The following is a 26,688-nucleotide window of genomic DNA, read 5'->3' on the forward strand; positions in this document are numbered from 1 at the left end:
AGGCATGCCTTATTTCGAGCGAAAACCCTACGCCAGCATGCTTCGTGCAGTAGATCCGACCGCGCCGATGTTGGATCAAAACCCGATATCGGATTTGGCGCGCAGTGTTTTGGACGCTGAAACCGGTCAGAAACTGCCACTGGACGGGCCATTTCAATGCCGGGAAACCTGCAGACCGGGCGGAACGGGAACAATTGTGCTGTCCGTTGCCGCACCGGCAGGGTTCGGTGCGGTCGACATGCGGTTCGAGGCTGGTGATCTGACCAACGAAGAAGGTGCTGTGATCCCCGCCGACCGCCTGCGGGTCGAGCCTGCCACCCTAAAGCTGGGCGCGGGGGAAGTGGCCGATGTCAGCGTTATTCTGACGGTGCACGATCTGGTGGACCCCGGCCAGTATCATGGGCGGATTCACTGCTTTGGCTCGGAACGCTCGGCCATCGTGGTGAAATTCGATATCGCCGCCCGTCAAACCTGACGCGCGACCAGATAATCCATGAACTGACCCAGAAAAGCCCGTGGACCGCCCTGAGCCCCGGCAAACACGTTGTCAAATTCAGTGCGGGCTGACTGAAGCAGATCATCCGCCGCGCGTTGCGCGTATTCGACACATCCGTAATGGTGCATCCGCGACAAAACCCAGTCGACATCATGGGTCGAGCGGTCTTGTCTGGGGTCGGACAGAAAGCGGGACAGGCGGTCTTTTTCGCGCTGCTCACCGTGCAGGCTGAGCTGGCTCAGCATCAGGGTCCGTTTGCCCTCGTATATATCGCCGCCGATTTCCTTGCCGTATTTGTCCTGACTGCCGACAAGGTTCAGAACGTCATCCTGAATCTGAAACGCTGCCCCCAGAAAGAAGCCAAAGGCGTTGAAATCGTCCAGATTCAACCGGCCCGAGGCCACATCATCCGGTCGCGCGATCAACGCTCCAATCCGCAGGGGGTGAATGAAGCTATACCAACAGGTCTTTTTCAGACACATGGTCAGGTAATCTGCCGGGGTGACGTCCATCCGGTTGTCGCGAATCCACCCAAGCTCGATCGCCTGCCCTTCGATGGATTGCAGCAGAAGGTGATCGAACTCATCCAGCACGCGCGCCGATGTCTCGGGGCCCAGCGGGTCCAGATTGTCGCGCAACAGACGTAAGGCCAGCGCCTGCATGCCGTCGCCTGTATTGATCGCCAGCGGCACGCCGAGGCGTTTGTGCATACATTCCCGGCCGCGACGGAAATCGCTGACATCTTCGATGTCGTCATGGATCAGAAACGCGTTGTGCAACAGTTCGATCACTGCTGCCGACACGATAGCATCTTCGGTTTTGCCGCCGAACGCCTCGCAGGTCGCCAGCAAAAGCGCCGGGCGCAGCCCCTTGCCGGACGTTTCGATATAGTCGCGGATTGGGCCGTACAGATAATCTTGGGGCTCATGCGTCGGCAGCCGGTCCAACAACGCCTGCCGCGCCTGATCCCCGTAAGAGGTCAGTTGTTCCAGAAATCCCTGCGTTGCCGCCGGATCCAGATGCGCGGTGGATGCGCTCACAGGCTCAGCCCTTCTGCGTGATGATGACTTTGCGGCGCGAACCGCCCGCCGCGCCGGGGTTCGGCTTTGAATTCAGCGATGTGCCCATGATCCGGTCCACGCCGGGCACGGATGAGGGCTCGGCCCCGGTTCCGACAACGTCCAGCGCGACCTCTTCGGCCTGCTCTGCACCCGGGATCGGGATGTCCACACCCGGCACGTAAGACGCCATCATGTCATACAATGCGGGCGGAGGGCACACCATCCGCAGTGCATCCGCAATCGCAGGTTCTTCGACAAACCCGCCGGGCTTGGAATACTCGCTGGCAATTGGGCCGACAGCGGCCAACGGCCCTTCACCTCCGCCCGTTGTTCCAGTGGTGTCCTGCGCGGTGCGCAGCGACGCCTGAACCGCCTCGGAAAACCGATCATCCCAGGGCAGACCGGCCTGATACCGCGCGTAATCATAGGCGCGCAGGGGGCGCAGAATATCCGGTTCGTGCAGATCCCAGATTTTGCAAAGCTCAGCGTCGGAGTTGCTGCGCCTTAGGATGCCATTGACGGCGCGCCGCGCGGCTTCGTTCGCGCCTTCCATGGTGGCAAGGTCGGTAAAGGTGCGCACATAGTCCGACGCCAGAAAGAAATTCGGGATCAGAGTCGCCGCGTTGGGCCGCAGGCGCCACGTGTTGATGCGGTTGACCAGCAGCGGCTCGACATTGCTCATCCGCGAGGGGTGCTCGGGGTCGGCGACAATATCGGGATCGAGGAACCAATAGTGCATATCCTCGTCGCGCAGAACGGTTTGGCCGTCCACGTTGAGGCTGCGTTTCATCTGCGCCCAGACCTCATCCGCGATCTCTTCGCGGGTGCAGTTGCGCGCGGTCTTGCCGTTGAGGCCCGGCTTGTCCCATTCGGAAATATCGATGGACAGCAGGCCCTTGGTCTTGCCCTCGGCCCAGTTCTCGAAATTGATTTCTGGCCAGAATTGTTTCTGCGACACGGCGGTCAGGGCCCATGGGCTGTCGATGAAGATCACGTGGCCATGGGTCAGCTCGACCTCTTTCGTCAGGTAATACTGGATGCCGTTCATCCACTGGACGTTCTCAGCCAACAGCTTCAACTTGGCCAGCGCCGGATCCAGAGCGGTCATCGACCGGGTTACAAGCGGCGCGATCCGTTCAATTGGCAGCGCGCTGATGAACCAGTCACCGGTGACCGTTTCCTCTTTCCCCGCCCGCTCGACGGTGGCGCTGACGATCCGTCCGTCGTGGCATTCGATGCCCGTGACTTTTGAATCGAAGTGGTATTTCACACCCTTGCTCTCAAGATAGTTGAGCCAGGGCTGGATCCAGACCAGATTTGTCGGCCCGTTCAGCAATCGGTTGCAATGCGGTTCCGGTGTGGCAATGCCCAACTGCAACTGAATGGCGATATCGCCCACGGTCTTGGTGCTGGCCGTTGTGGCCTTGGCCGCCACCAGCGAGCGCGTAAGGCCAATCGCCAGAAACTTCTGATAGGCTTCCGTCCGTTCTTCGGCCCCGATGAAATCCCACCAGCCGGTGCGTTCATACTCATCCTCGCGCCGTTCCTTGCACGAGGTTGCAATGCGCCACATGCAACTGATGAAATGCTCGACATCCTCGAACCCGATCTCATCCCGGGGCGAGATCGTGAAGGCGAAGGTCTTGAGCGCATCCGCGACCTCTTTCAACGACCGGGGAGAGCGTTCGGGAACGATAATGCCCGGCTTGTCGAACTGGCTGACCAGAACCTGCGTCGTTGGCATCAGGTTATCGAAACAGGTGCCCTTGTCGTAATAGGGCGTGCGGGCCATCGTGTCGGTGATATGGCGATAGAAGTTCGGGAAAAAGCGGAACCCGTGTTCGCCCGGCAACCAGGGACGTTTCACACCAGGCGGGAAGTCCGCGCCGTCCATATCGACCCATTGCTGAAGCGCCTCGATATGCTTGGCTTTCGATCCCCGGTCATCTTCGCTTTTCATCACCGGGATGCTGCGTGCCTTGCCCCCGGCGATCAGTTGTCGTTCGAAAACCTCAACTTCGAACCCGCGCTCGATCAGCTCATGCGCGGCACTCATCCCGGCCACGCCGCCGCCCAGTATGACCACCTTCTCAGGCATCGGATGTTCCTTTCGCGGAATAGACGTCAAAGCGCAGGGTGACGTCGGACAGGCTCGCCTGCCCGATCCCGATCCCCTGCACCCGGTTCAGCCACTTATAGTTGGGGTTCGACGTCAGATAACGTGAGGCAATATGTACCGGGGCCGTGGCGGGCAACTGCCCCTTGCACAATGCGGCAAAGGCCGTCTGACCAAAGTCGCAAATGCCTGAGTCCTCGAACATGACCGGCGCGCCACCATCGTCCGGTTTGATCATCGCCCGCGCATTCAGACTGCCCACCCCGTCCGGTCGCACCTGCATCCAGTCGCCGCCCACCGGCTCAATCGTACCATTCAGCTTCGGGCCGCAAACCGTGCCGCCTTCGCGGATGGCGAAATGCAGCCAAAGCCCATCCGGGGTCTCTCCGGTGGTGCGAAAATTTGCGTCAAACGGAACCACAAAACGCGCGATATGGTCCAGAGCCGGCGATACCGGGGCCGCATCTGCTGCCGGTTTTTGCGCAGGCTTGACCTGCTGATAGCCCGGATCAACTTCGCGACCCCGGCTTGTCAGAACGGGACGCCACGACATCGGCTTGCCCGCCAAAGCAAGGGGCAAAGTGGCGGCGAATTGCTGCATTCCGGTCTTCGGATCACACCCAACAGGCCACCCCCGCACGGCGCGTTCCGGCCCGCCCGCTTGGGAAAACAGCAATCGCAATGTGTCGTGCGACGATACAGCCGGTCCGGCCTCGACCAGAACCCGCTGAACCCCGCTGACGGTCTGGGTGACCGCCTCGGACCACCGCAGGGTAATCCCTTTGTCGGTGAACTCGCGCACGACCCCGTCCCCGATCAGAAGTGGATTTTGGTAACGGCCTTTTCTTCCTTGATCCTCAGACGGAATTTCTGCTGCACGCGGAAGACATGCTCACCCTCGGACGAGGTTTGCAGGTATTTGACCGCGATATCCGAAGGCACAACGATTTCAATCGGCGCCCCTTGCAGCGAGACCAGAACCGCTTCTTTTGCCGGAATGGCGCCAGAGCGCAGCAAAGGCCCGCCCAGGAAGGGCAGAATGCTGTCGCGCGGCAGAACCATCGAGTTTGCCAGCGGAGTTGTCACCGCCTCAAACAGATCGTTACCCATGACACAGGCAAATGGACCCAGATGGCCTTCGGTTTCCAGTTTGTTGATACCTTTCACGACCGCCTGGAACACTTCGGTTCCTGTGGCGTTAGTCCCCGCTTTGGTTCCTTTGGTCGGGTTGTTTGCTCCGGCTTGCAAAAGCCCGTCATATGCGCCGCCGCCGCTGACGGTGAAAATGTTTGGAAGCTTCCCGGTCCCAGTTGAGGGTGGAGCCTGGTTTGCTGCAGGTTGCCCCTTGAACACAATCAAGTCTTCGACCCGGGCAACAACAGTGGCTGCACGCCGGAACATGAGCTGCGCTGCGGCAAGTTCCGGATCGGCAATCTGGGCACCCTTTAGAAACACATTTACTGATACGGTTGTAAGGCGCGAGGTGTCATAATCATTCACCACAAGGCGATCTACCGCACCGCCCCCTGTGGAATCCACCTCCAGCGTGTTCAGCGGAACCGACTGCGTATCGGCTGGCAATGGCCCGTATAGGGGTAGAAAACTGGCAGCGACCCGAGATCGAAGCGCCTCATCATGAACAACCTGATTGACGGTGCTCCACTGCTCTTGACTCCATTCAAGTGCCTCGGTCATCAAAAATCCCTCCAGTTGGTACTGCTCAACTGATCTTGGCAGCTTTTTCAATATTCGTCGTATCGCTCAGCGTTTCCAACAAACGCCGGGCGCGATCTTCCAAAACAACGGCACCGGTTTCCTGGGCAAGCTGCAGCGCCGTTTTGGCCTCGGCTATCGCAGCGTCCCATTCACCACGGGCGGCAAAGGCCTTGGCCCGGACCCGATGATATTCGGGCTTGTTCAGCGTCTCACCCCGATCCCAACCGGGCTGGCACACATGCTCAAGCCGCTCCAGAGCCGGATCAATATTGCCCTGATCAATCTGTAATTCTGAAAGAACAATCTGATTCTGCGGAAAAGTAAAGTTCCCACCCGCATTCGAGACAAGATCCATGTACGTTTCCACCCGCTCGGCCCCGCCTGCGACGTCGCCCATACCGGCCTGCGCCAGACCCATATAGATGTCTTGCATCGCATGCAGATACAGGAACCCTTCCTCATCCGCGATCTTGCGCGCTTCTTTCATTGTCTTGTCCATCCGCTCCCATTCCCCGGCATAGGGAAGGAACATCGAACAGGCCCCCATGATGTAAACAAGGTTGGGCGCGTGTTTCAGCGATCTGCTGATTTCGATGGATTCCAGACGGGCGGCCTCGGCCTCTTCAAACTTGCCAAGTTGCCATAGCAGACAGCCCTTGATGGCCTGGAAAGACGCCGCCGTAGACGATTGAGTGATGGGCAACATCGCCAGATCCATTTCCGGTGTCAGCAGGTCAAGCCCATAGTCGACGTGGTGCTGACATTCGGCAAACTCGCCCCGGAAATAATGCGTGAAGCTCAAGGCCCGCGACGCCAGAACCAGTGTGACCGGATCCTGCACCGCACCGGCCATTCCGGCCAGGGCCTGCCCCATCTCCATGGCGCGGTTCATCTGACCACCGACGAAGAAATTGGTCCATCGGCAGAAAGTAGCCGCAAACAGCGTTTCGCCATCGCCAAGCGCCTGCGCAAGCTCCATCGCGCGGGCGGCGGTCTGGCCGACCTGATCCGATGACCAACCATAGATTGCCATATAGGCCGGAAGCACGTTCATCTGCACGCGCAGTTCCAGACCATCGCGATCCGGTGCAACGGGCAGCGTGTCGATGTTGCGAAGCGCCGCACGGAATGCCGAAATGGCTGGCAGATTGGCCAAACGCGACAACGCCTGCTCACCAGCTGTAATCCAGTGGGTGACCGCCACGTCATTCAGCCCGCCCAGATCGCAATGATGCGCCACCGTGTCGGGGGCCGGAGTTCCAAAAGCCTCATGCCCGGCCAAAAGCGCCTCGGCGATCTGCAGGTGCAGCTTTTCGCGATCATCCAGCAGCAGCGAGTTATAGGCGGTATCCTGAACAAGCGCGTGGTTGAACGTGTAGGTCGGCGAACCGGCATCGCTGGTGGCCAGAACCAGCCCTGCGGCCATCAGCTGAATCAACGCCCCGTCCACATCCGTGCCATCCGGTGCAACCGCGCGGATCATCGGAGCGGTAAAGCTGCGCCCGATGACCGACCCAAGCTGCGCAATCGGTTTGGCCTTTTCCATCCGGTCAAGACGCGACATGAGTGAGTCCTGCAAGGTCGCCGGAATGCTCAGCGTATCCAGAACCGCGGCGTCGATCGGCACGTCATGAGGCAGCTGATCCAGAACCGCCTTGGTCATTTCCTCGATATAAAGCGGCACGCCATCCGCCTTCTGGATGATCTGATGCACCAGAATAACCGGCAGGCTGCGCGGTTCTGCAACGCGTCGTACCAGTTCCGAAGCTTCCGATCTGCCCAACGGTGTCAAATCGATGATCTCGGCCCGGCCTTCGAAATGCTCGGGCGGTTCATATTCCGGGCGATGCGACATCACGATCAGGATCGGCATTTGATCCAGTGCGCCAACCAGCGCGTCCAGCGCATCCAGTGTCGTCGCGTCTGCCCAGTGCACATCCTCCAGCACCAGCAACATCGCGCCTTGCTTGTCGCAAACACTGCCGGCACATCGGATCAAAAGGTCCAAAGACATCCGGGCCTTTTTCAACGGATCGGATTCGACCGGACCGTCTGCCGACAGACCGGCAAGATCCACAAGCAACGGCAGATCGGCGTCAGTCAGGCGCGAGGCGTCCTGAACAAACTCGGCAATCGCCTGTTTCACCGCCTCTTCACCCGTGCCGTCATTGGACATGCCGCGAAGGTGCCCCTGCAGCGGATGCAGCGGCAAACTGGCCAGATGCGGAACGCATTGCAGGGTCAGCGGAACGGTATCCAGCGTCTCGGACAGGGACTTGATCAGCCGCGATTTGCCAATCCCCGCCGCGCCGCCAACCAAGGCCAGCTTGCCCGAGCCGTCCTTTGCACTTTCCCACAGACCCGTGAGGGTCGACAGATCGCTTTGGCGCGAAACCAAAGTCACCGCAGATTGACCGGACCGCGCGTCAAACCGGCTGGGGGCGACTACTTCGGATACGACCCGATAAACGGTGCGTTCGTGTTGAAAGCCCTTCAGCTCATGACTGCCGCGGGGTTCAAAATCAAACGCCCCTTTGGTCAACTGCCAGGTCTCGGACGCCACAATGGCCTCGCCCGGATTGGCCAGCCCTTGCAGGCGCGACGCGAGGTTTGCGGTTTCCCCAACCAGAAAATCCCCGGTGCCCAAGCTTTTGGACGACACGGTACCAACGACGACAAGACCAGTTGCAATGCCCGCCCGCAGATCCAGGTTTTCGCCGTATTTTGTATCCAGATTCTGCACCGCCTCGATGGTTTCCAGAACCGCGCGTACCGCGCGTTCGGCATCATCCTCCATCGCTTTGGGATAGCCGAAATACATCATGATCCCGTCGCCCTGACGATACGCCAGGTGGCAGCCATGCCGCTTCATCGTTCCGATTGCGGTGTCCAGATACAGAGTCATGATCTGCATCAGCTCTTCCGGATCATAGCGTTGCGCCAATTGGGTCGAGCCAACCAGATCGCAGAACACCAGTGTCAGCTGGCGACGCTCGGCCACGCGGGACACTTCGGGATTGTCCTCTACTTCCAGCCGCTTCAGCTCGATCTGGGCCTTCCGAAAGCGCTTTCTCTGCCCGACTGTGAGGCCAAGATCGCGCAGCTCGGGATCTGTCAGATCGTCAAGAAGTTCATCCGAGATTTCTTCTTCGGCAAATCGGGATGCGTGTTCTTCCAGCCCGGCCTTTTCAAGGACTGTGATCAGGCGGGCCGAATGATCGACAACCTGAGTCATGGTTCCGTGCCTTTGCACATCTTAGTTTCCCCCTGTCACCCGTCCTAAACAACAGATTAACGGCAAAAACTTGCCGAATCTACACAATAGGATTGGCGCGGTTCTTAACTTGTTAGTTTCTGTTGCAAAAGAGTATCCGAATTACAGGGATTTACGGGGTTTCCAGCTACAATCTTCCGTTATTTAGGGGTTTAGACCAAAGCGCCTGACATATGTTCGGATCGCAATGTTCGTAGGTCTGCAACCATACCGCGAGCGGTGCTGAAATTCACCCATCCTTATAGAAGTTCTGTCGGTCATTCTGCGGAAAATCTGCACAAAAGCCCCCCGATCTCTGCGCGCATGGCTTCGCAAAGCTGCAATCGCGCCCGGCATTGCTGTTGGCAACAAAAACAGCAAGCAAGGGACAGAGCATGAGACAGGAACTGATCATTCAGGGCGTACCCGACCGTATCAAACGAGACGCATGGTGGCTGGAAACGGTCAGCACTCCGCAGTCCCAGCAACGGCGTCTTTCAACACCTGACGGGCCGTTGCTGAAATCCCTGCGGATGCAGCACGCGATCCCGTTGCTGGCGGCGTTAATCACGCTTGCGGATTGGCTGTTCTGGAACCAACCGGCGGGTATTTCGGTCGCGGTGTTCTCGTTGCTCTTTGCGGCGGCCATCATGGTTGCCAGACCACAGCGGCCCAGCCCGATCCAGTGGCTGGGGTCCATGACCTTTGCCCTTTTGTGCAACTTGCCGGTTGCGGTTGATCTGCAACCCTTGTCGCTGATGTTCAGTCTGGGCGGGATCGTGTGCCTTGCCGTTTGGGTCGTTTATGGAAGCCGCTCGAACGAGCACCTTGTCCTGCGCTCGGCCCTGAAACTGCCAATTGTTGGAAGCCTTATGCTGTTTCACGACACCGCGCGGGCCAGCAAATCGGTCGATGTCGGATCGGGCGCTCGCAATCAGGCGGCGTCGATGCTGTTGCCCCTGATCATGGGCGGGGTATTTCTGGCCCTTCTGTCCAGCGCCAACCCGCTGCTGGAGGAGTTCCTGTCCCGGCTGGATCCGGGTCAGATGTTTGTGTTGGATTTCTGGCTGCGGGTGCTGTTCTGGGTCGTCATTGCCTGTCTGATCTGGCCCTATCTCAACCTCAGCGAAAAGCTGCTGGGGTCGACCAAACGCAAACCGGTTGCCAGACAGGCCGGGCCGGGTCGATCCGCCTTTTTGGTCAATCCAGCGTCGGTCCGCAACTCTCTTTTTCTTTTCAACGCCTTGTTTCTGGTCCAAACCGTCATGGACCTTGGCATCCTGACCGGCGGTGTCGCCCTGCCCGATGGGATGAACTATGCCGAATACGCGCATCGCGGAGCTTATCCGCTGGTGGTCACAGCCCTGCTTGCAGGCGTATTTACTCTGCTAACCCACAGCATGATCCGTGAGGACCGGACCTTGCGCGCTTTGGTCTATCTGTGGCTCGTGCAGAATGTTTTTCTGGTCGTAACGGCCGCGTTCCGGTTGCAGTTATATGTCGAAGCATATGCCCTGACTCACCTGCGCATTGCGGCGTTTATCTGGATGGGTTTGGTCATGGTCGGGCTGGTTCTGACCCTGTTGCAAATCCACAAAGGCCATAGCCGGGTCTGGCTGTTGCGCCGATGTTTCGCGTCCGCGCTGGCCACGCTTTATGTTTGCTGTTTCGTGAACTTCTCAGGGATTGTTGCCGATTACAATCTGCGCCATGGCGATCTGGCCTCGCGCGATACCTATTACATCTGCGGTCTGGGGGTCGATGCCTTTCCGGCCATTCATGCGGTCGAAATCGAAACGGATCAACAGATTTGCGGTCGTGCAATGTATTATGATCTGCGCCGAGACAGGATCACCAACTGGCGCGAATGGGGCTTTCGGAGATGGCGCATCCAAGCCTATTATCGGCAGCAGAATTGAAGGACCGCCGTTGATGCCCGCACGCATTCTTGTTGTCGATGACGACCCCAATATCCTTGAGGTAACAGGGATCGCGATTGAAAAAGCAGGCTATGAAACGCTGTTCGCCACCGACGGCGTTTCCGCCTTGGGCAGTTGTCAGGCAGAGCGCCCCGACCTGATCGTTCTGGACATTGGCCTGCCCGAAAAAGACGGGCTGGAAGTCTGCCGCGAGATCCGTAAATCCTCGGACGTGCCGATCCTGTTTCTGACCGCGCGGGATGATGAGATTGACCGCATCGTAGGGCTTGAGATCGGGGCCGACGACTATCTGACCAAACCCTTTTCCCCGCGCGAGCTGGTGGCGCGAATCCGGGCCATTCTGAAACGCAGCACCGCATCGGTGGCGCAGGCGGAGCAGGGCCTGACGCGGGGCCGCCTGCATCTTGATCCTGACCGCCATGTTTGCCGGTTCGACGGATTGGACGTGTCTCTGACCGGGTCCGAGTTCAGATTGCTGGCCACGTTGATGGCCCGGCCCGATCATGTCCTGTCGCGGGTGCAGCTGATCGACGCGCTGTATGGCTACAACATCCACGTGTCCGACCGGACCATCGACAGCCACATCCGAAATGTTCGGGCCAAACTGGCCACAGCCGGGTGTGGCGACGGTATCGTGACCATCCATGGCGTCGGATTGAGGATGGGTTCATGCCTGCCCGGCTAAGCCGAAGATGGCGCCCCCGGCTGTGGACAGTTGTCCTGTTGGTCCTTGCAATCGTCCTGTGCCTGCCCTTCGCCGGTCTGATCCTGTTTCGGTTCTACGACAGCCAGCTGGTGCAACAGACCGAGGAAAGCCTGCTATCCCAAGCCGCTGTAATGTCAGCGACTTTTGCTGAACTCTACGCGGACGCAGCCGGTGCGCAGCCGCCCGATCTAAGTTCGTTTTCCGTGGATGACGCGGTGTTCCCATCCCTGTCCGTCAACCGTGAAACGATCCTGCCGCCCCGCCCGGATGCAGTTCCGGTGACAGCATCAACCGGGCCTGTCTATCGCGACATTGCCGAATTGCTGACTCGCATGTCGGACGCCGCACAAGCGCAGACACTGGCGGGCTATCGCTTCCTGGATGCCGAGGGGCGTGTCTTTGCCGGTACTGCCGAGATCGGCAAGGGGATGGGCCATGTCGAGGAGGTCCAAGCCGCATTGGCGGGCGATACCACCTCGGTCGCGCGAACGCGGTTGCGCGATGACAAACCCCCCGCGCTCTATACGTTCAGCCGTGGCGCGCGGGTGCGGGTCTTTGTGGCGATGCCGGTGTTCATCGATGAGGCGCTGATCGGGGCCGTCTATATCAGCCGCACACCGAACCACATCTTCCGCTTTCTGTATGGCGAACGGTCCAATCTGATCAAGGCGGCCACATTTGTTGCCTTGTCCACCGCCCTGATCGGCTACGTCTTCTGGCGTTTCATTACCCAACCCATTCGCCTGTTGATTCAGCGCAGCCAGTCTGCGGGCCATGGTGGCCAGCCATGGGAGCCACCCGAACAGCTCGGAACCCGCGAGTTGGAAGATCTGAGCCGCAGCTTTCAGTCGCTGACCGAACGTCTGCAACGCAAGCAGGACGCGCTGAAAACCTACACGGCGCATGTCACCCATGAACTGAAATCCCCCCTGACCGCTTTGAAAGGTGCGGCCGAGTTGTTGCGGGATGATGATCTGCCCCAGCCGCAAAGGCACAGGCTTCTGGATGCGATCGACAAAAGCAGTACGCGGATGGAGGATCTGCTTGCCAACATGCGCGCCTTCAGCCTGGCCGATCAGAGCGCGCTGGCCGGGTCCTGTTGCCTGGCCGATATCGAACCAGAGTTGCGGCGGGCATTCCCGAAACTGGCCCTGAAGATCGAGGCCGCAACCACCCGGTTACCGGTCGAGGCCCGAACGCTGACGCTTATGCTGACCCATCTTTTGCAGAACGCGCAACAGCATGGGGCGCAAACGGTTTGCCTCAGCACGGAACACAGCAATGGCAAGACCAGCCTGCGCATCAAGGACGATGGGGCGGGGATAAGTGAGGGCAATGTCGGGAAGGTGCTTGAACCCTTTTTCACCACGCGCCGGGACAGTGGCGGCACCGGCATGGGCCTGAACATCGTCAAGGCGACGGCCGAAGCGGTCGACGGGACGCTTGACATCGATCCCGGCAATGGCGGCGCTTGTTTTGTGATTACTTTCGATCAGGATCGCGGCGCGACGCCATGAAATCGATCAGCTTCCGCATACGTGCAGGCAGCAAACGGCGACTGGGGTAGACCGCATACATCTCGCGGGTCAAAGGGGTTGCGCCATCAACGGTCAGAGGTCGCAGACCGGCCCCGGTCATATCCGTTGGAAGCATCGCGACACCAAGATTGCGTCGGGCGCCATCCTCAAGGACGCTCAGATCGGTGAGGCTGTGCACGATATGCGAGGGGTGGATGCGCTCTCCTGAATCAAGAACCCAAGGTTGCCCCGCCACAAGGGCGGGCAGTTTCAGAAATTCTGCCCGTGTGATCGTGCCCTCCAGCCCATGCTGTTGGACCAAGCCATCGCCTGCGCAGAAACAATATGGAATCGACCAAAGGCGCTTAGCCACCAGACCGGAATCGCCAAGCGGCCCGACCCGGAAGGCAAGATCGACGTTGTCCCGGAAGAAATCCAGCATTGCGTTTGTGGTTGTCAGTTCCAGTTGAATGTCCGGATTTAGGACCGCGAAATCCAGCAGGCGCGGGCCAATGGTGGTGCGTGCCGCCAGCGGTGGGGCCGTGATGCGGATCACGTGACGGTTTGTGTCCTCGCCTATCACCGCAATGTCCTGCAACGCCTCGATGGGGTCCTGACAGCGATCCAACAGATGCCGTCCTTCCTCGGTCAGTCGGACTTGTCGCGTGGTGCGTTCGAAAAGTTTGGTTTCCAGATGATCCTCAAGCGCAGCAATCCGTCGGCTGACACGGCTGAGCGGTATGTTCAACCGATCCGCCGCCTTGGAAAAGCTAAGATCCCGCGCGACGGCGGTAAACAGGGCAATGTCGTTGTAGATCATTATTCTATTTTTGGGAATTTATCTCCTGATCTCAACTATAATCTCGAATAGGCGATCTCTCTATCTTCGGTCCATCAAGACGGAGAAACCCATGTCCTACGCGATCAAACTCTCACAGACCGGCGGGCCTGATGTGCTGAGCAGGTCGGCCATTCACCCCGCAAAGCCCGGCGCGGGCGAAGTTCTGATCCGCAATCACGCGGCTGCGGTCAATTTCATCGACACGATCATTCGACGCGGCGAAATGCCCGACGGCATGATGCCCGCCCTGCCCCATATCCCCGGTGTCGAGGGCGCGGGTGTGATCGAAGGCATTGGCGACGGGGTCGACGGCTTTGCGATTGGGGACAGGGTCGCCTGGATGGGTCCGATTGGTGCCGGTGGCTACGGCACGCACTCGATCATCGGCGCAGCTTACGTGACCCGGATCATTGATGGTGTCAGTTTTGAACTGGCCGCATCAATCCCCGTAAACGCCATGACCGCCTATCACATGCTGGTCAATCTGGGCGGCGCGGCAAAGGGAAAAACGGTTCTGGTGCACGCGGCTGCGGGTGGTGTCGGCACGATGATCCAGCACATCGCCAAACATCTTGGCATGACCGTGATCGCCTCGGCCAGTACCGACAAGATGGGCTATGCCAAAGCGCAAGGCGCGGATCATGTCATCGATTACCGAACCGAGGATGTCACGGCACGGGTGCTGAACCTGACCGGCGGTCGCGGCGTTGATCTGAGCCTGAACCCTATCTCGGGCGACACATTGACATCAGACATGGCGGCCCTGGCCCCTTTGGGAACCGTTGTGCTGTTCGGCTTTCTTGCCGGTCCGCCAACCGGGAGTTTTGCCGAGGACCTTGGGCAGCACTTTCAGAAATCCATCGCCGTGCGGGTCAGCGATATCTACACCTATTTCAACAATCAGCCGCAGGCCTTCAACGCCGACCTTGCGACGGTTTTTGGCCTGCTGGGTCAGGGTGTTTTGCGCCCGCAGATCACCACACTGCCGATAACTGAAGCGGCAAAAGCCCATCGTCGGCTGGAAAGCGGCGAAACCACCGGCAAGCTTGTACTGACAATCGAATAAGGAGATCGCTATGTCTGACGCATTGGAAACAAACCTGTCCGGCCAGCATGTCGTCATCGTGGGCGGCAGCAGCGGCATGGGCAAAGCGACCGCAAAACTGGCCAAATCCCGCGGTGCCAAAGTCACGATTGCAAGCCGCGATCCCGGCAAACTGCAAGCGGCTGCCGCTGAAATCGGCGATGTTGGACTCGCTCCGGTCGATACCACCGATGAGGCTGCTGTGACGGCATGGGCCGCCAGCCTCGGCACCGTTGATCATCTGGTCATCTCGGCCTCAAGCGCGGCGCATGGGGCGTTCACCGAACTGCCCTTGGGCCAGCTGCGCGCCATGTTCGAGGCCAAGTTTACCGGGCCCTATGTCACCGCACGCGAGGTGCTGCCCTATCTGACCGACGCAGGATCGATCACCTTCTTCTCGGGTGTTCTCAGCCGCCGCCCCTCGGCCGGGGCGACAGGGCTTGGGGCCGTCAATGCCGCCGTCGAAGCACTGACCAAAGGGTTGGCCCTGGAACTGGCCGGACGCGCGCGTGTAAATTGTATCAGCCCCGGAATGGTTGCCACCGAAGCCTATGCCGCGATGCCGGAAGAGGCACGTCAGGGCATGTTCGCGCGGGTCGGTGACAGCTTGCCTGTCGGGCGTGTCGGGCAGGCTGACGAGATCGCGATGGCCGTGGTCATGGCTATGGTAAACGGATTTCTGACCGGAACTGTTCTGGACATTGACGGGGGGCACATGGTGCGCGCCTGACAAGGGTTTGCCGAGGTTCGGAAACCCGCCTTTATGTCGTGTCGCCCTGTTCCCAGTCGCGCTTTAGCAGGAATTGGTTTTTGAAGTTCTTCAGGCCCAGCATGACTTCGGAATCCACGATATCCTCGTCAGCGTGGATATGATCTTCGAGGAACGCGGCCAGGTCGTCGGGTTCCTCGCACACCATTTCGACCATAAGATCATATCGACCGGTGACCCACAGGATGTAAACCACGCCCGAGACGGAACCCAGCCGCTCTGCCACCGCCTGAGGCGTGACGCCCGGTGCGACTTTCAGGCATATCATCGCGTCCGCCTTGTATTCCGACGCCACCGGGTCCGCGATGGCGACAATCCGCAACAGACCCGCGTCCTTCATCGCATTCACGCGGTTTCGCACCGTCCCTTCCGAGACATCCAGCTTCTGGGCAATTTCCGAGAATGCCATGCGGCCATCCACTTCCAGCATCCGGACGATCTCGCTGTTCAGACGTTCTTCGACCGAGTGCGTCGCCCGCTGGCGGGTTGGTTTTGCTGTGTCTGGCTTTCGCGGTATGTTCAAAACGGGTTCCTATCACTCAAAGTTCTGACGCGTTTGCCGGCCAGCGCAAGGCATGTTAGCCAGTTCGCCCTGCTCTACAAGCCTTGGGTCTGCACGCCAAAGGATCACTCGCCCAGCAACGTGCGAATGCCCGCGTCCAGCGCAGCCGTAAAGCCCGGATCGTTGCCGGGATTGGCGGCGCAATGACCCCAGGGTGAATCGTAGGGCCGGAACTCGGCATTTGGCATGTGCTGCGCCTCGATCGCGTTGTCTTCGGGCGGGAAATACAGGTCCTGCGTGCAGGGCATCAGGATCGCGCGGGCCTTGATCGCACCCAGTGCGGCCTTGAAGTCACCGTTGTAAAGCGGCCCGGCCGAGATGTCGCCCGCCTGCCATGTCGCCAGTTTGGCCAGCAGGTTGTTGGCGTCCCAGCCTTCGACATGGTCAACCTCCCAATCGAGCAGCAGATCCTCGATGGTGGAAAATCCAAGCTGCTTGTAAAGCCCCTCGCGATAGAAGGTTTGCGAGAACGCCCAACCCGCATAGACCCGCCCAAACGCCTTCAGCCCCGCGACTGGCGGGCTATCGTAATCGCCGCCATTCCAGCTTTGATCGGCGCAGAGCGCGGCCTTGACCCCTTCGAGAAACACAAAATTATGCGGCGAGGTTTTGGCCGAGGCGCAAAACGGCAGGATCGCCTGCACCATATCGGGGTATTGCGCCGCCCATTGGTAGGACTGGCACCCGGCCATCGACCAGCCCGCCACCAATGCGATCTGATCAATCCCCAGATGGTCATGGATCAGCCGGTGCTGGGCGGCGATGTTGTCCCACATCTGCACCAGCGGAAAGCGCGGCCCGTCCTGCGGCGCGGGCGTGTTCGACGGCGACGAGGACCGGCCATTGCCAAACAGGTTCGGGCTGACGATGAAGTGCCGGGCCGGATCAATCGCGCGACCCGGGCCAAAGAAGCCTTCGTTGCGGGAATTGGTGCCGGTGTAGAAGGTGGGCAGGACAATCACATTGTCCCGCGCGGGCGACAGGGTGCCATAGGTCTGATAGGCCAGCCGGGCATCTTTCAGGACCTCGCCTGACAACAACTGAAAATCGCCCAGTTCGAGTATCTGAAAGTCCTGCGTCATCATCCGCCCCGCTGTTCTTGAAAGACGGCCCCGACACATGCCGGGGCCGTTTGATTTGTCAGTAGAGCCGCAGGTATTCCTGCACCTCCCAGTCGGTGACCGACTGGTGATACCGCTCCCACTCGTCGTTCTTGTATTCCAGATAGGATTTCCGCATCACCGGCCCCATCACATGCTCGGCCATGTCATCGCTGCGCAGCGCCTCGATGGCGTTGAACAGGGTTCGCGGCAGGCGGCGGATGCCCAGATCAGCCAGTTCACCCTCGGTCTTGGAATAGAGGTCGAAATCGGTGGGCTTGCCCGGATCGATCTTGTTCTTGATCCCCATCACTGCGCAGGACAGGTGCATCGCCATGGCCAGATAGACGTTCATTGTCATGTCGCAGGCCCGGTTTTCGATGCAGTGGCGGCTTTGCGGCAGGCGGAACTGGGCCGAGCGGTTGTTGAACCCGTAGGTTATGTTGGTCGGCGCCCATGTGACGGTGCCGCCCTCGAACCCGCCCACACGTGGGACCAGCCCGTTATACGAGTTCACAGTCGGGCAGGTGATCGCGGTGATCGCCTCAGCGTGCTGCATCAGACCACCCACGGCCCAGCGGCTCTCGTCGCTCCAGTCGCCATCGGTGGTTTCAAAGATGTTCTCGCCGGGGCGGCTTTCATGCTGCATCGACATATTGATATGCGCGCCCGAGCGCCAGTCACCCACCGTGGGTTTCGGCATGAAGGTCACGAACATGCCGTGCTTCTTGGCAACCTCTTTCAGCACGATGCGCAGGAACGCCAGACGGTCGGACATTTCCAGCATGTTGGTATAGTGGAAATCCAGCTCGAACTGCGAATAGGCCCCTTCGGCCACCACGTCGTGCAGGTTCCAGCCCAGCCCCTCGATGATGTCGATCATGTCCTTGAGGAAAGGCATCGAGTCGACCGAGTATTCCACGTCATAGCCAAAGGCCTGACGACGCGGGCGCAGGCCGTCTGCCGGGTCGTCATCAAAGGCTTTCACCGGCTGACCGGCCTCGTCATATTTCATGACGATGAACTCGGGCTCGACCCCGGCATAGCCGGTATAGCCTTCCTGCGCGGCCTCGTGCATTGCGCGTTTCAGCGCCTGTCGGGGGCAGACATTATAGGGCGCGTCCTCCCAATAGAGATCCGAGAAGATGATCGCCATCGAGGTGTCCCACGGGCAGATATAGACCGCATCCAGATCCGGCACCACGACCTGATCGCTGTCGGCGGGGCTGAGTTCGGGCACGTATGAGATCGAATGCACCGCAAATTGTGGCCCTTTGCCCAGGCAGAGCTGTTCAAAATCGCTCATCGGGACGGGCTTGGTCTTGGGGATGCCGTGCAGGTCGATCCAGGCGCCCATGACATATTTCACGCCCGCCTCTTCCAGCCGCTTTTTCACCTCGGGAATCTTCGGCCGGTTGCGTTCGACCGCGTCGTGAAAGCTTTCGTAATAGATCTTGGCGCTGGTGTTGTCTTTGGGCATTTGGCGTCCTCCTGTCAGGGTGCCACCCGTCGTTTGGATCATGTCCGGGCGGTCTGGATTCTGGGCGTTCATTCGCCATTTGGGGGGAAGGCAGACACCCTATTCGCGGGGAGAGCACATCGGGTGCCTGCCTTCAGGTCGCAGCGGTGCGTCAGCCCGCTACAAAATCGTCCGGATCAATGCCGGGGACCTTGGTGATCCCGGCCAGTTGCTTCCAGTTATGGGGATAGGCGGCATAGAAGATCACACAGCGATCATCCGCCTCATACGAGATGTGGTTGTCCTTTGGGATGAACAGCACATCGCCGCGGTTGCAGATATATTCCTCGCCATCGCAAACCAGCCGGAAGGTGCCTTCCAGGCAATAGATGATCTCGTCACAGGTCAGGTCCCACGGCACCTTGATGTTCTTGAGCACATTGATGCCGCCGCACATCGTATCGCTGAAGGCGCTGGTCACCATCGGTTTGATATAGGTGTCGCTGTCGCTATCGCCGATCTGGTTGTACCGGTCTTCGACAAGGTCCCATTTCATAAGTCTTGGTGCGTTTCCCATGGGTCAGGACCCTTCCTTGGCCAGATGTTTCAAAATGCTTTCGTTCAGTTCGACCTTGTAGCCATCCGGGTCCTCGCAAAACGCGATCACGCGGGTGCCATTCTTCATCGGCCCGGGCGGGCGGGTGATATTGACGCCAGCGGCTGCCAGATCCTCGCAGGCCTTGTAGACGTCGGGGGTTTCGATGCAGATATGGCCCCAGCCATTGCCCTTGTCGTAAGGCTCTTCCTGATCCCAGTTCGCGGTAAGTTCCAGCGTCGGAGACTCGGCCTCGGGGCCATAGCCGATGAAGGTATTGGTGAATTTACCTTCGGGATAATCCGTGCGGCGCAGCACCTGCATGCCCAGAATGCCGCAATAGAATTCCAGCGATTTTTCCATGTCCATCACCCGCATCATGGTGTGGGCAAGGCGGAATCCGCTGCTTAGGTTGTCGGTCACTGTTTTCTCCCTAATTCAGTGGTGTTCAGCGGTGGCGACATCACGGGCCACCAGTTCCTGAAATGCACGTACGCTGTCTTCCCAGGCCGGGGACAACACACCTCCGGCTTCCGAGACGATCGAAGACCGCCCCAGTTGCAGCCGTTCCGTCATTTCGTGATCTTCCTTGTGGACGTCCCACCACAGCTTTTTCAGCCCCTCAACTTCCTCGGGCGTCAGGGATTGCCCTTCGGTGGTGTAAAGCGCGCGCTTTTGCATCATCGTGCCGGGGCCGGTGGGGATGTTCAGATAAACCCCCAACTGATCGGGGAAATACCGGCCCAGAATGAAGTTCGGATACAGCGTCAGATACCGCGAACTGACCGCCAGACTGCCGGATGTGCCAACCTCTTCGTCCAGATCGACCGCGCTGCCCAGGCAATTGCCATCGACGATCGTATAATGATCTTCAAGCGGCTGATCGGTGGTCGAGGCATGGACGAACTGCACATGATAGGGCTCGATGAAGTTCTCCATGATGAACTTCCAGTTGCAGGCAATCTCGCCGAAATCCAGCGTCCCGATACAGTCGAGCTTGTCCCAGTCCATACCGTCCAGACGGGTTCGGATTGCGGCGGAATATTCCTCGAAATCGGGGGCGTTGCCGTCGAGATTGACGAAGATCCAGTCGTTCCAGACATGGCTGCGCACCGGAACCAGACTGTTCTGCGATTTGTCGAACCCGTCGGCCTGATGGTCGTTCGCGCCGCCAAAATGGGGGGCAGCACGCAGTTGCCCATCCAGATCATAGGCCCAGGCGTGATAGGGGCAGCGGATCAGCTTGCCCAGGTTCTTGGGGGCGTCCACCAGCGTCAGACAGCGGTGGCGGCAGATATTGTGGAACGCCTTGATCTCGCCCGCCGTATTGCGCACCAGCAGCAGGGGATGTTCGGCCACGGTGACGGGAACCGCGTCCCCAACCGCCTGCAATTCATGCGCAAAGCCGACGCAAACCCAGTTGCGGGTAAAGACCGAGGCGCACTCGGCCCGCCAGAACTCCGCATCCTTATAGGCCGCCGCAGGCAAGCCGTGCTTTAGGGTTGATTCCTCGTAGAAGGGCTCAAGCAACGAATGGATTGGCTTCATCGTTCAAGTTCCTGACACAGGGTTTCGAATTCAGCAGCGCAGCCGTGGTGGTGATGCGGCCTCGCCTTGATTGAGCAGTAGTGAACTGCGAAAACCGCATCCTGTCCACTGTTTTTTGCGAAACCATCACATAAATTCTACTGATCCCTCAAACTTTTCGTGAGATTGGCCCTTTCGCGTCAGATTTTCGCAAAACTTGCTGGGGCGAATGTCGGGCGCGGCAGAATAGAACGGCCGCCTTTTGCGACTCGGGATCAGTGAATCACTTTGCGCTGCGCGTGCTTCATCAGGCGGCTTGCCCGGTTCGAGATGGTGTTCAGAATGTCCTGTACCGGCGCAATATCCCGGATCAGACCGATACTTTCGCCCGAATATGGGACCGCGTCCGCGTGATCCCCTTGGGCCTGCAAGATTCGGCGTATTTGCGCATCTGGCAGGTCACTTTCCGCACTGGCCCAAAGCCGCGTGCCCATCAACACGCCATCCGCGCCCAGCATGAGGCAGGCTGCCAGCCCCCGGGCATCGGCAATGCCGCCTGCGGCCAGCACGACGATGTCATGGTCTGCATGGTGCAGATAGTCGGCCACTTCCGGCAACAGGCACAGTGTGGACCGCCCGCCCGCCTCGCCACGTGCCACAACGACATGCGCACCGGCTTCAACCGCCATCGCGGCGCTTTGCAGGTCGTGGACCTGACAGATCAACCTTGTGTTTGCCTGCGCGATCCGGGGCGCGAACGGGCGCGGATCGCCATCGGTCAGAAAGATCGCACGCGGGCGATGCTTTAGCGCCAGATCAAGCAGGTCGGGATTTCGCTTGAGATGCGCGGCGCTGAAACCGCAGCCAACCGATTCATTGCCCGCCGCACGGAACTGGGCAGCGATCCAATCGCCATTCTGTTCGCCGACACCGATCATCCCCAACCCACCGGCCCGCGCCACGGCCGAGGCCAGCCGACCATCTGCCATCCCCGGCATCGGGGCCAGCACCACAGGGCTTGTCAGCCCGAACAGACGGGTCAATCGCGTATCGATCATGCTCCACCTCCTCAAAGACAGCCGAGTGAAACACGGGTTTCGGGGCTGAAACGTATGTTTTGGCGACATTGAATGTCTGGAAGCGGCAATATTCGGGGATTGTTGAAGATTGTCTTGTTGACAAGTTTCGTAGACTCATATCTTGTCACTGTGACAATTTACGAGGCCCCGCTTGCCCAGACCCAAAATCGGTACCGAGCGCCGTGAACAGATCCTTGAGGCTCTGGAAATCGTCGTGCTGAAAGAGGGGCTAGCGAAAACGACCTTGTCCAAGGTTGCCGCGCAGGCGGGATTGCCGCGCCCGCTGATCCGGTATTACGCGGGTAATCGCGACAGTCTGATCCAACTGCTGTTTGACCGTGTCTTTGCCCGCAGCGAGGACCATCTGGACAAGCTGCAACCGCAATCCGGGGTCGTCTCGACAGAACGTCTGGTCGATCTGTTCGTGCAGGACATCTTCGCGGACAAGGTCATGAACAAGCTGATGAAAGAGCTTTGGTTCGCCTCAGGCTCTAGCCCCTCGATTTCCGAGGGGCTGCAAGCGCTTTACCAAAGGGTCTGCGCCACGCTTTGCGACAGTATGGCCCGCGACGGTTTGGGCCACAGCGATATCGACCGGTTTGACCGGGCCTTCAGCATTGTTGCGCTGTGTTTCGGGGCAACCAGCTTTTGCGAAATCGCGCTGCATCCCAACGATCCAGATCGTGTCCGCGAAACCGCGCGCGCGATCCTTTTGAACGAAAATCTGAAACGGTGAGGAGTCAGATGAGTACACAAACTGAAACGCGTGGTGGTCTGTGCACCACAAGTCTTTCTCTGTAGGCCAGCGTGTTTCGCGCCTTGTTTCGGGCCGGTCAAACCTCGCCAAAAGGACCCCAACGACCCCAAAAAACCGCGCACCACCCTTGCTTGACGCCTCAGAATCCGGCCCATAGGTTGCGTCGCAATCAACCTGATGAAGCAGAAAGGGTCACTTATGACCAAGGCATATTCCGTCGTCACCTACACCGAAATCTCTGATCCCGAGTGCTTTGCCGCATATGCCGCGATTGCAGGCCCCGCGATCCAGGCCGCTGGCGGGCGCTTCGTCACCCGCTCGGAACCGGCTGAGATTCTGGAAGGTGAAAACAACAACCGTGTCGTTGTGATCGAGTTCGAAAGCGTCGAAGCGGCGCATAGCGCCTATTACAGCGTCGCCTATCAGGACGCGATCCGCACATTGGGCAATGGTGCCCGTCGCGATTACCGCATCGTTCCGGGGTGCTAATCAGCCCGGCGGTGCGCTGACGCCACAAAGTCAAAACCTGAACCGACGGCCGTGCCGTCAGTAACTTGACAGTGTGGTAACACAATGATGTTCCCTCTTGGTTTATTGATTTTCAAATCAATTCATTTCGGATGAGGGTGGATCACCATGTCACCGCAAAAGGCCTGCGCCCGTCCGACGCGGCGGCTTCTGAAAGGGGCCAAACCGGGCAAATCGATGCTTTCGGTTCACTCCAAAGTGCACAAGTTGTCCTCGCTCAAACTTTTGATCGACAACCCGCAGGCGAATTTTCTGTGCACCAGCATGGCCGGGGTGTTGCAGCCGCCGCGCATCTCGCATGATCAGCATAATTTCACCTCGGTTTTCGATCTGGGCATGGCTGAGTGCGGCGGGAACACCGCGATTGTCGCCGGGCTGCTGGACGGCTACGGGTGCGAGGTCGAGCGCAGCTTTTTTCTGGGCCGCGTCCCGGATGCGGCGCGCAAGCCTTATGACACCATGATGCAGGCAAGGGCGCTTGCGTTTCAGATGTGCAAGCCCGGCACTTCGATGCACGATCTGGATGTGGCGGTGAACGACGTTTTCCGCAAAGCGGGCTTTGGCGACAACCTGCTGCACCGCACCGGCCACGGGATCGGCGTGACCGCGTATGAGGGGCCGTTTCTGGCCGAAGGCTATCACCACGAAATCCGCCCCGGCATGGTCTTTACCATCGAGCCTGGGGTCTACATCGAGGGGCTGGGCGGGTTCCGTCATTCCGACACCGTGCTTGTCACCGAGAACGGCAATGAAAGCCTGACACCGCTGCCCGACAGCCTGGACGACATGACCATTCCGGTCGGCTTTGGATCCAGGCTTGGTCTGTCAAAGCTGCAAATTCCGATGTTGCGTCTGGCCGCCCGGCTCAGCGGGTTGAAGTTGGAGGCGTGATTGATGTCATTGGCTTTTGCGCCCTTTTGGCTCTGACCGCCGCTTACTCTCGGGGCACAGGGGACCAGAATGCAGCCTTTCAAGAAAGCACTTTACGCGCAATGCCTTTGGCTTGTGGCCGCCACCGTCTTTAACCTTCTCAGCCTGCGCGACATCAAGCAGGGTCTGCCGGGCTGGGCAGGGGATCAGGCGCTTGGTGCTCAGATGGTCGTCATTGTGATGGGTGTCGTCATTGGGCTGGGCCTGTTGGGGTGGTTCAGAACCTACCGCGTATTTGTCCTACCGGTTCTTGTGTTCCTGTTCGCAGGCGGCGTCCTGAGGCATGTTATCGCCGATCCGGCCTCTTATGCCTCGGCAACAAAATGGGCGGTAGCGATTGCGATCAACCTGTTCGGCAGCGCGGCTTTTGCCTTCGGCTTGTTTGCGGTGATCCGTTCTCGGGAATGATCGGGGGTCTGGCCCCATGTCTTCGGACACAACGCCCGAATCTGTGGCTTATCACTGGGCGCAGTTTTGGTTGAGGCGAACCTAACCAATCCGCTGACCAGCCAAAAACCAAGCGCTCAGCGCCATGAAACACGCCTTTCAGGGAAACACGGCTCGGCCGATTTGTGACTACCCGCCCTTCCCCACCTATCCGAGATGGATGGATTGGCCCAATGAATCAAAATACTTAAGCGGGCAGCTCTCCGGTTGCTTTGCAAAAACGCAAAATAGATATGCGAAATTTTTTATGGGAATTGCATTTTTACATGGATAGGAAACGGAAAAGCTTAGTGGAGAAAGCCAATGGAACAACTGACTCACTTCATCAACGGCGAGCACACCGCCGGAACAACATCGCGCTTTGCCGATGTCTACAACCCCGCAACCGGTGAAGTTCAGGCGAAATGCCCGCTGGCGACCACTGAAGAAGTCAACAAAGCGGTCGAGCTTGCTGCTGCGGCACAACCGGCTTGGGGCGCAACCAACCCGCAGAAACGCGCACGCGTTCTGATGAAGTTTGTCAGCCTGCTGAACCGCGACATGGACAAGCTGGCCGAAGCGCTGAGCCGCGAGCACGGCAAGACCCTGCCCGACGCCAAAGGCGACATCCAGCGCGGTCTGGAAGTGGCGGAATACTGCATCGGTGCCCCCCAAATGCTGAAAGGTGACTTCACCGACAGCGCCGGTACCGGCATCGACATGTACTCGATGCGTCAGCCTCTGGGTGTGACCGCGGGTATCACCCCGTTCAACTTCCCGGCCATGATCCCGATGTGGATGTTTGCCCCGGCTATCGCCTGCGGCAACGCCTTCATCCTGAAACCGTCCGAGCGCGCGCCGTCGGTTCCGCTGATGCTGGCCGAACTGATGGAAGAAGCCGGTCTGCCCAAGGGCGTCCTGCAGGTCGTGAACGGCGACAAGGAAGCGGTTGACGCAATCCTGCACAACCCGACGGTTCAGTCGATCGGTTTTGTCGGCTCGACCCCGATTGCCGAATACATCTACGCAACCGGCTGTGCCAACGGCAAGCGCGTGCAGTGCTTTGGCGGTGCAAAGAACCACATGATCATCATGCCCGATGCGGATCTGGATCAGGCCGCCGACGCTCTGATCGGTGCCGGTTACGGTGCGGCAGGCGAACGCTGCATGGCGATCTCGGTTGCCGTTCCGGTTGGCGACGAAACCGCAGACCGTCTGATCGAAAAGCTGGTCCCGCGTATCGAAAGCCTGAAGGTCGGCCCCTACACCTCGGGCAACGACGTTGACTATGGTCCGGTTGTCACCTCGGCCGCCAAGGAAAACATCCTGCGTCTGGTTCAGAGCGGTGTTGATCAGGGCGCGAAGCTGGTCGTCGATGGCCGCGACTTCAACCTGCAAGGCTATGAAGACGGTTTCTATGTCGGTCCGCACCTGTTCGACCACGTGACAACCGACATGGACATCTACAAGCAAGAGATCTTCGGCCCGGTTCTGAGCACCCTGCGCGCCAAGACCTACGAAGAAGCCATTGGTTATGCGATGGACCATGAATACGGCAACGGCACCGCGATCTACACGCGCGACGGCGACACCGCCCGTGACTTTGCCAACCGTATCAACATCGGCATGGTCGGCATCAACGTTCCGATCCCGGTTCCGCTGGCCTATCACACCTTCGGTGGCTGGAAGAAATCGGCCTTTGGCGACCTGAACCAGCACGGCCCGGATGCGTTCAAATTCTACACACGCACCAAGACTGTGACCGCGCGTTGGCCCTCGGGCATCAAGGAAGGTGGCGAATTCACCATCCCGGTCATGGAATAACACTTCGGGTCCGAGAGCGCCCCGGCGCTCTCACCCCTCTTTCTGGGCCGTTGTCGAAACCCGGCAATACCCGCCCAGAGACATCACAGCGGCGTTTGTCAAGGCAGACCCGCATATCTGGCAGATCCCAAACGGCCAGGCCGTTGGGCTTTGATCTGCCGAGACCTGATCGCCGATGCGTGCCAAACGGCAACAAAACGCGGCGGATCACCGGAACACGCACACTTGCAAGGCTGTGCGTTTGGCTCGGAGACGCACTCCTTCTCCCCTGTCTCCGAGCCGACTTCCCACGACATTGAAAGAGCTGCGCATGAAAATAGGCACACCAAGAGAGATATATGAGGGTGAGAATCGGGTTGCGATGACGCCTGAGTCTGCGGTTCAGTTGCAGAAGCTGGGGTA

General features: G+C 59.2%; 24 protein-coding genes. 11 read left to right on the plus strand and 13 right to left on the minus strand.

Translation table 11 applies throughout. The features are described 5' to 3' along the window. The first annotated feature begins 37 nt into the window (after positions 1–37). Positions 38–475 (plus strand): hypothetical protein, encoded by a 438-nt coding sequence (locus ACR0LW_RS06410; RefSeq protein ID WP_480881962.1) that lies wholly within the window; start codon positions 38–40, stop codon positions 473–475. On the opposite strand, the gene ACR0LW_RS06415 is transcribed toward ACR0LW_RS06410, so the two are convergent. Genes ACR0LW_RS06415 through ACR0LW_RS06435 form a run of 5 tightly spaced genes read right to left on the minus strand, consistent with a single transcriptional unit; the run spans position 466 to position 8,624 of the window. Next, complete coding sequence (locus ACR0LW_RS06415; RefSeq protein WP_480881963.1) at positions 466–1,536, minus strand: polyprenyl synthetase family protein; 1,071 nt, start codon at positions 1,534–1,536, stop codon at positions 466–468. The two genes, ACR0LW_RS06410 and ACR0LW_RS06415, sit on opposite strands and share 10 nt — an antisense overlap. A gap of 4 nt (positions 1,537–1,540) precedes the next feature. Next, the gene (locus ACR0LW_RS06420; RefSeq protein WP_480881964.1) at positions 1,541–3,655 is read right to left on the minus strand and encodes a hydroxysqualene dehydroxylase; all 2,115 of its coding nucleotides are present in this window, start codon (positions 3,653–3,655) and stop codon (positions 1,541–1,543) included. After that, positions 3,648–4,475 (minus strand): DUF3237 domain-containing protein, encoded by an 828-nt coding sequence (locus tag ACR0LW_RS06425; protein WP_480881965.1) that lies wholly within the window; start codon positions 4,473–4,475, stop codon positions 3,648–3,650. Before ACR0LW_RS06425 ends, ACR0LW_RS06420 begins: the two co-directional genes overlap by 8 nt. Before the next feature lie 14 nt (positions 4,476–4,489). Then, on the minus strand, positions 4,490–5,368 hold the full coding sequence (locus ACR0LW_RS06430; protein WP_480881966.1) for an encapsulin: 879 nt from the start codon (positions 5,366–5,368) through the stop codon (positions 4,490–4,492). Positions 5,369–5,393: 25 nt separating this feature from the next. Further along, positions 5,394–8,624: an adenylate/guanylate cyclase domain-containing protein gene (locus tag ACR0LW_RS06435; RefSeq protein WP_480881967.1), complete on the minus strand. Its 3,231-nt coding sequence runs from the start codon at positions 8,622–8,624 to the stop codon at positions 5,394–5,396. Between the two features lie 413 nt (positions 8,625–9,037). Between ACR0LW_RS06435 and ACR0LW_RS06440 the strand changes: the two genes are divergently transcribed. Genes ACR0LW_RS06440 through ACR0LW_RS06450 form a run of 3 tightly spaced genes read left to right on the plus strand, consistent with a single transcriptional unit; the run spans position 9,038 to position 12,805 of the window. Then, positions 9,038–10,561, plus strand: a complete 1,524-nt coding sequence (locus tag ACR0LW_RS06440) for a DUF4153 domain-containing protein (protein WP_480881968.1) — start codon at positions 9,038–9,040, stop codon at positions 10,559–10,561. Positions 10,562–10,574: 13 nt separating this feature from the next. Next, the gene (locus tag ACR0LW_RS06445) at positions 10,575–11,267 is read left to right on the plus strand and encodes a response regulator transcription factor (RefSeq protein ID WP_480881969.1); all 693 of its coding nucleotides are present in this window, start codon (positions 10,575–10,577) and stop codon (positions 11,265–11,267) included. Between the two features lie 38 nt (positions 11,268–11,305). Continuing rightward, entirely contained in the window at positions 11,306–12,805 is a 1,500-nt protein-coding gene (locus ACR0LW_RS06450) for a HAMP domain-containing sensor histidine kinase (protein WP_480881970.1), read from the plus strand. On the opposite strand, the gene ACR0LW_RS06455 is transcribed toward ACR0LW_RS06450, so the two are convergent. After that, on the minus strand, positions 12,771–13,625 hold the full coding sequence (locus ACR0LW_RS06455; RefSeq protein ID WP_480881971.1) for a LysR family transcriptional regulator: 855 nt from the start codon (positions 13,623–13,625) through the stop codon (positions 12,771–12,773). The genes ACR0LW_RS06450 and ACR0LW_RS06455 overlap by 35 nt on opposite strands. A gap of 91 nt (positions 13,626–13,716) precedes the next feature. On the opposite strand from ACR0LW_RS06455, the gene ACR0LW_RS06460 reads away from it, so the two are divergent. Next, positions 13,717–14,712 carry a quinone oxidoreductase family protein gene (locus ACR0LW_RS06460; RefSeq protein ID WP_480881972.1) on the plus strand — a complete coding sequence of 332 codons (996 nt, stop codon included), beginning with the start codon at positions 13,717–13,719 and terminating at the stop codon, positions 14,710–14,712. Between the two features lie 10 nt (positions 14,713–14,722). Next, positions 14,723–15,460 carry an SDR family oxidoreductase gene (locus tag ACR0LW_RS06465; RefSeq protein ID WP_480583958.1) on the plus strand — a complete coding sequence of 246 codons (738 nt, stop codon included), beginning with the start codon at positions 14,723–14,725 and terminating at the stop codon, positions 15,458–15,460. Between the two features lie 31 nt (positions 15,461–15,491). On the opposite strand, the gene ACR0LW_RS06470 is transcribed toward ACR0LW_RS06465, so the two are convergent. The 7 genes from ACR0LW_RS06470 to ACR0LW_RS06500 form a co-directional block, all read right to left on the minus strand. Next, complete coding sequence (locus tag ACR0LW_RS06470; protein WP_480881973.1) at positions 15,492–16,022, minus strand: Lrp/AsnC family transcriptional regulator; 531 nt, start codon at positions 16,020–16,022, stop codon at positions 15,492–15,494. 104 nt (positions 16,023–16,126) lie between these two features. Next, entirely contained in the window at positions 16,127–17,143 is a 1,017-nt protein-coding gene (locus ACR0LW_RS06475) for an alpha/beta fold hydrolase (protein ID WP_480881974.1), read from the minus strand. 58 nt (positions 17,144–17,201) lie between these two features. Beyond that, a complete protein-coding gene (locus ACR0LW_RS06480; protein WP_480583951.1) occupies positions 17,202–18,641 on the minus strand; it encodes a glutamine synthetase family protein in 1,440 nt (479 codons plus the stop codon). 151 nt (positions 18,642–18,792) lie between these two features. Beyond that, on the minus strand, positions 18,793–19,197 hold the full coding sequence (locus tag ACR0LW_RS06485) for a cupin domain-containing protein (protein WP_170622650.1): 405 nt from the start codon (positions 19,195–19,197) through the stop codon (positions 18,793–18,795). Positions 19,198–19,200: 3 nt separating this feature from the next. Further along, on the minus strand, positions 19,201–19,638 hold the full coding sequence (gene gloA, locus ACR0LW_RS06490) for a lactoylglutathione lyase (RefSeq protein WP_170622651.1): 438 nt from the start codon (positions 19,636–19,638) through the stop codon (positions 19,201–19,203). 15 nt (positions 19,639–19,653) lie between these two features. Beyond that, the gene (locus ACR0LW_RS06495; RefSeq protein ID WP_170630487.1) at positions 19,654–20,763 is read right to left on the minus strand and encodes an aromatic ring-hydroxylating oxygenase subunit alpha; all 1,110 of its coding nucleotides are present in this window, start codon (positions 20,761–20,763) and stop codon (positions 19,654–19,656) included. Positions 20,764–21,017: 254 nt separating this feature from the next. Beyond that, a complete protein-coding gene (locus ACR0LW_RS06500; protein WP_480881975.1) occupies positions 21,018–21,800 on the minus strand; it encodes a nitronate monooxygenase in 783 nt (260 codons plus the stop codon). Positions 21,801–21,972: 172 nt separating this feature from the next. Between ACR0LW_RS06500 and ACR0LW_RS06505 the strand changes: the two genes are divergently transcribed. The 5 genes from ACR0LW_RS06505 (at position 21,973) to ACR0LW_RS06525 (ending at position 26,286) form a co-directional block, all read left to right on the plus strand. Continuing rightward, positions 21,973–22,557 (plus strand): TetR/AcrR family transcriptional regulator, encoded by a 585-nt coding sequence (locus ACR0LW_RS06505; protein ID WP_480881976.1) that lies wholly within the window; start codon positions 21,973–21,975, stop codon positions 22,555–22,557. A 219-nt stretch (positions 22,558–22,776) separates the two neighbouring features. After that, entirely contained in the window at positions 22,777–23,067 is a 291-nt protein-coding gene (locus tag ACR0LW_RS06510; RefSeq protein ID WP_170630485.1) for a DUF1330 domain-containing protein, read from the plus strand. A 147-nt stretch (positions 23,068–23,214) separates the two neighbouring features. After that, entirely contained in the window at positions 23,215–23,997 is a 783-nt protein-coding gene (locus ACR0LW_RS06515) for a M24 family metallopeptidase (RefSeq protein ID WP_480881977.1), read from the plus strand. 69 nt (positions 23,998–24,066) lie between these two features. After that, positions 24,067–24,444 (plus strand): hypothetical protein, encoded by a 378-nt coding sequence (locus tag ACR0LW_RS06520; RefSeq protein ID WP_480881978.1) that lies wholly within the window; start codon positions 24,067–24,069, stop codon positions 24,442–24,444. A 342-nt stretch (positions 24,445–24,786) separates the two neighbouring features. Beyond that, positions 24,787–26,286, plus strand: a complete 1,500-nt coding sequence (locus ACR0LW_RS06525; protein WP_170622658.1) for a CoA-acylating methylmalonate-semialdehyde dehydrogenase — start codon at positions 24,787–24,789, stop codon at positions 26,284–26,286. Positions 26,287–26,688: the final 402 nt, after the last annotated feature.

The organism is Ruegeria sp. N4 (genome assembly GCF_056531425.1).

What these genes read in the sequence shown, in the direction of transcription:
- ACR0LW_RS06430 (WP_480881966.1), bottom strand. Translation starts at nt 5,368, where the DNA reads ATGACCGAGGCACTTGAATGGAGTCAAGAGCAGTGGAGCACCGTCAAT.
- ACR0LW_RS06485 (WP_170622650.1), bottom strand. Translation starts at nt 19,197, where the DNA reads ATGGGAAACGCACCAAGACTTATGAAATGGGACCTTGTCGAAGACCGG.
- ACR0LW_RS06455 (WP_480881971.1), bottom strand. Translation starts at nt 13,625, where the DNA reads ATGATCTACAACGACATTGCCCTGTTTACCGCCGTCGCGCGGGATCTT.
- ACR0LW_RS06460 (WP_480881972.1), top strand. Translation starts at nt 13,717, where the DNA reads ATGTCCTACGCGATCAAACTCTCACAGACCGGCGGGCCTGATGTGCTG.
- ACR0LW_RS06445 (WP_480881969.1), top strand. Translation starts at nt 10,575, where the DNA reads ATGCCCGCACGCATTCTTGTTGTCGATGACGACCCCAATATCCTTGAG.
- ACR0LW_RS06480 (WP_480583951.1), bottom strand. Translation starts at nt 18,641, where the DNA reads ATGCCCAAAGACAACACCAGCGCCAAGATCTATTACGAAAGCTTTCAC.
- ACR0LW_RS06440 (WP_480881968.1), top strand. Translation starts at nt 9,038, where the DNA reads ATGAGACAGGAACTGATCATTCAGGGCGTACCCGACCGTATCAAACGA.
- ACR0LW_RS06515 (WP_480881977.1), top strand. Translation starts at nt 23,215, where the DNA reads ATGTCACCGCAAAAGGCCTGCGCCCGTCCGACGCGGCGGCTTCTGAAA.
- ACR0LW_RS06510 (WP_170630485.1), top strand. Translation starts at nt 22,777, where the DNA reads ATGACCAAGGCATATTCCGTCGTCACCTACACCGAAATCTCTGATCCC.
- ACR0LW_RS06500 (WP_480881975.1), bottom strand. Translation starts at nt 21,800, where the DNA reads ATGATCGATACGCGATTGACCCGTCTGTTCGGGCTGACAAGCCCTGTG.
- ACR0LW_RS06525 (WP_170622658.1), top strand. Translation starts at nt 24,787, where the DNA reads ATGGAACAACTGACTCACTTCATCAACGGCGAGCACACCGCCGGAACA.
- ACR0LW_RS06435 (WP_480881967.1), bottom strand. Translation starts at nt 8,624, where the DNA reads ATGACTCAGGTTGTCGATCATTCGGCCCGCCTGATCACAGTCCTTGAA.
- ACR0LW_RS06465 (WP_480583958.1), top strand. Translation starts at nt 14,723, where the DNA reads ATGTCTGACGCATTGGAAACAAACCTGTCCGGCCAGCATGTCGTCATC.
- ACR0LW_RS06410 (WP_480881962.1), top strand. Translation starts at nt 38, where the DNA reads ATGCTTCGTGCAGTAGATCCGACCGCGCCGATGTTGGATCAAAACCCG.
- ACR0LW_RS06420 (WP_480881964.1), bottom strand. Translation starts at nt 3,655, where the DNA reads ATGCCTGAGAAGGTGGTCATACTGGGCGGCGGCGTGGCCGGGATGAGT.
- ACR0LW_RS06520 (WP_480881978.1), top strand. Translation starts at nt 24,067, where the DNA reads ATGCAGCCTTTCAAGAAAGCACTTTACGCGCAATGCCTTTGGCTTGTG.
- ACR0LW_RS06495 (WP_170630487.1), bottom strand. Translation starts at nt 20,763, where the DNA reads ATGAAGCCAATCCATTCGTTGCTTGAGCCCTTCTACGAGGAATCAACC.
- ACR0LW_RS06475 (WP_480881974.1), bottom strand. Translation starts at nt 17,143, where the DNA reads ATGACGCAGGACTTTCAGATACTCGAACTGGGCGATTTTCAGTTGTTG.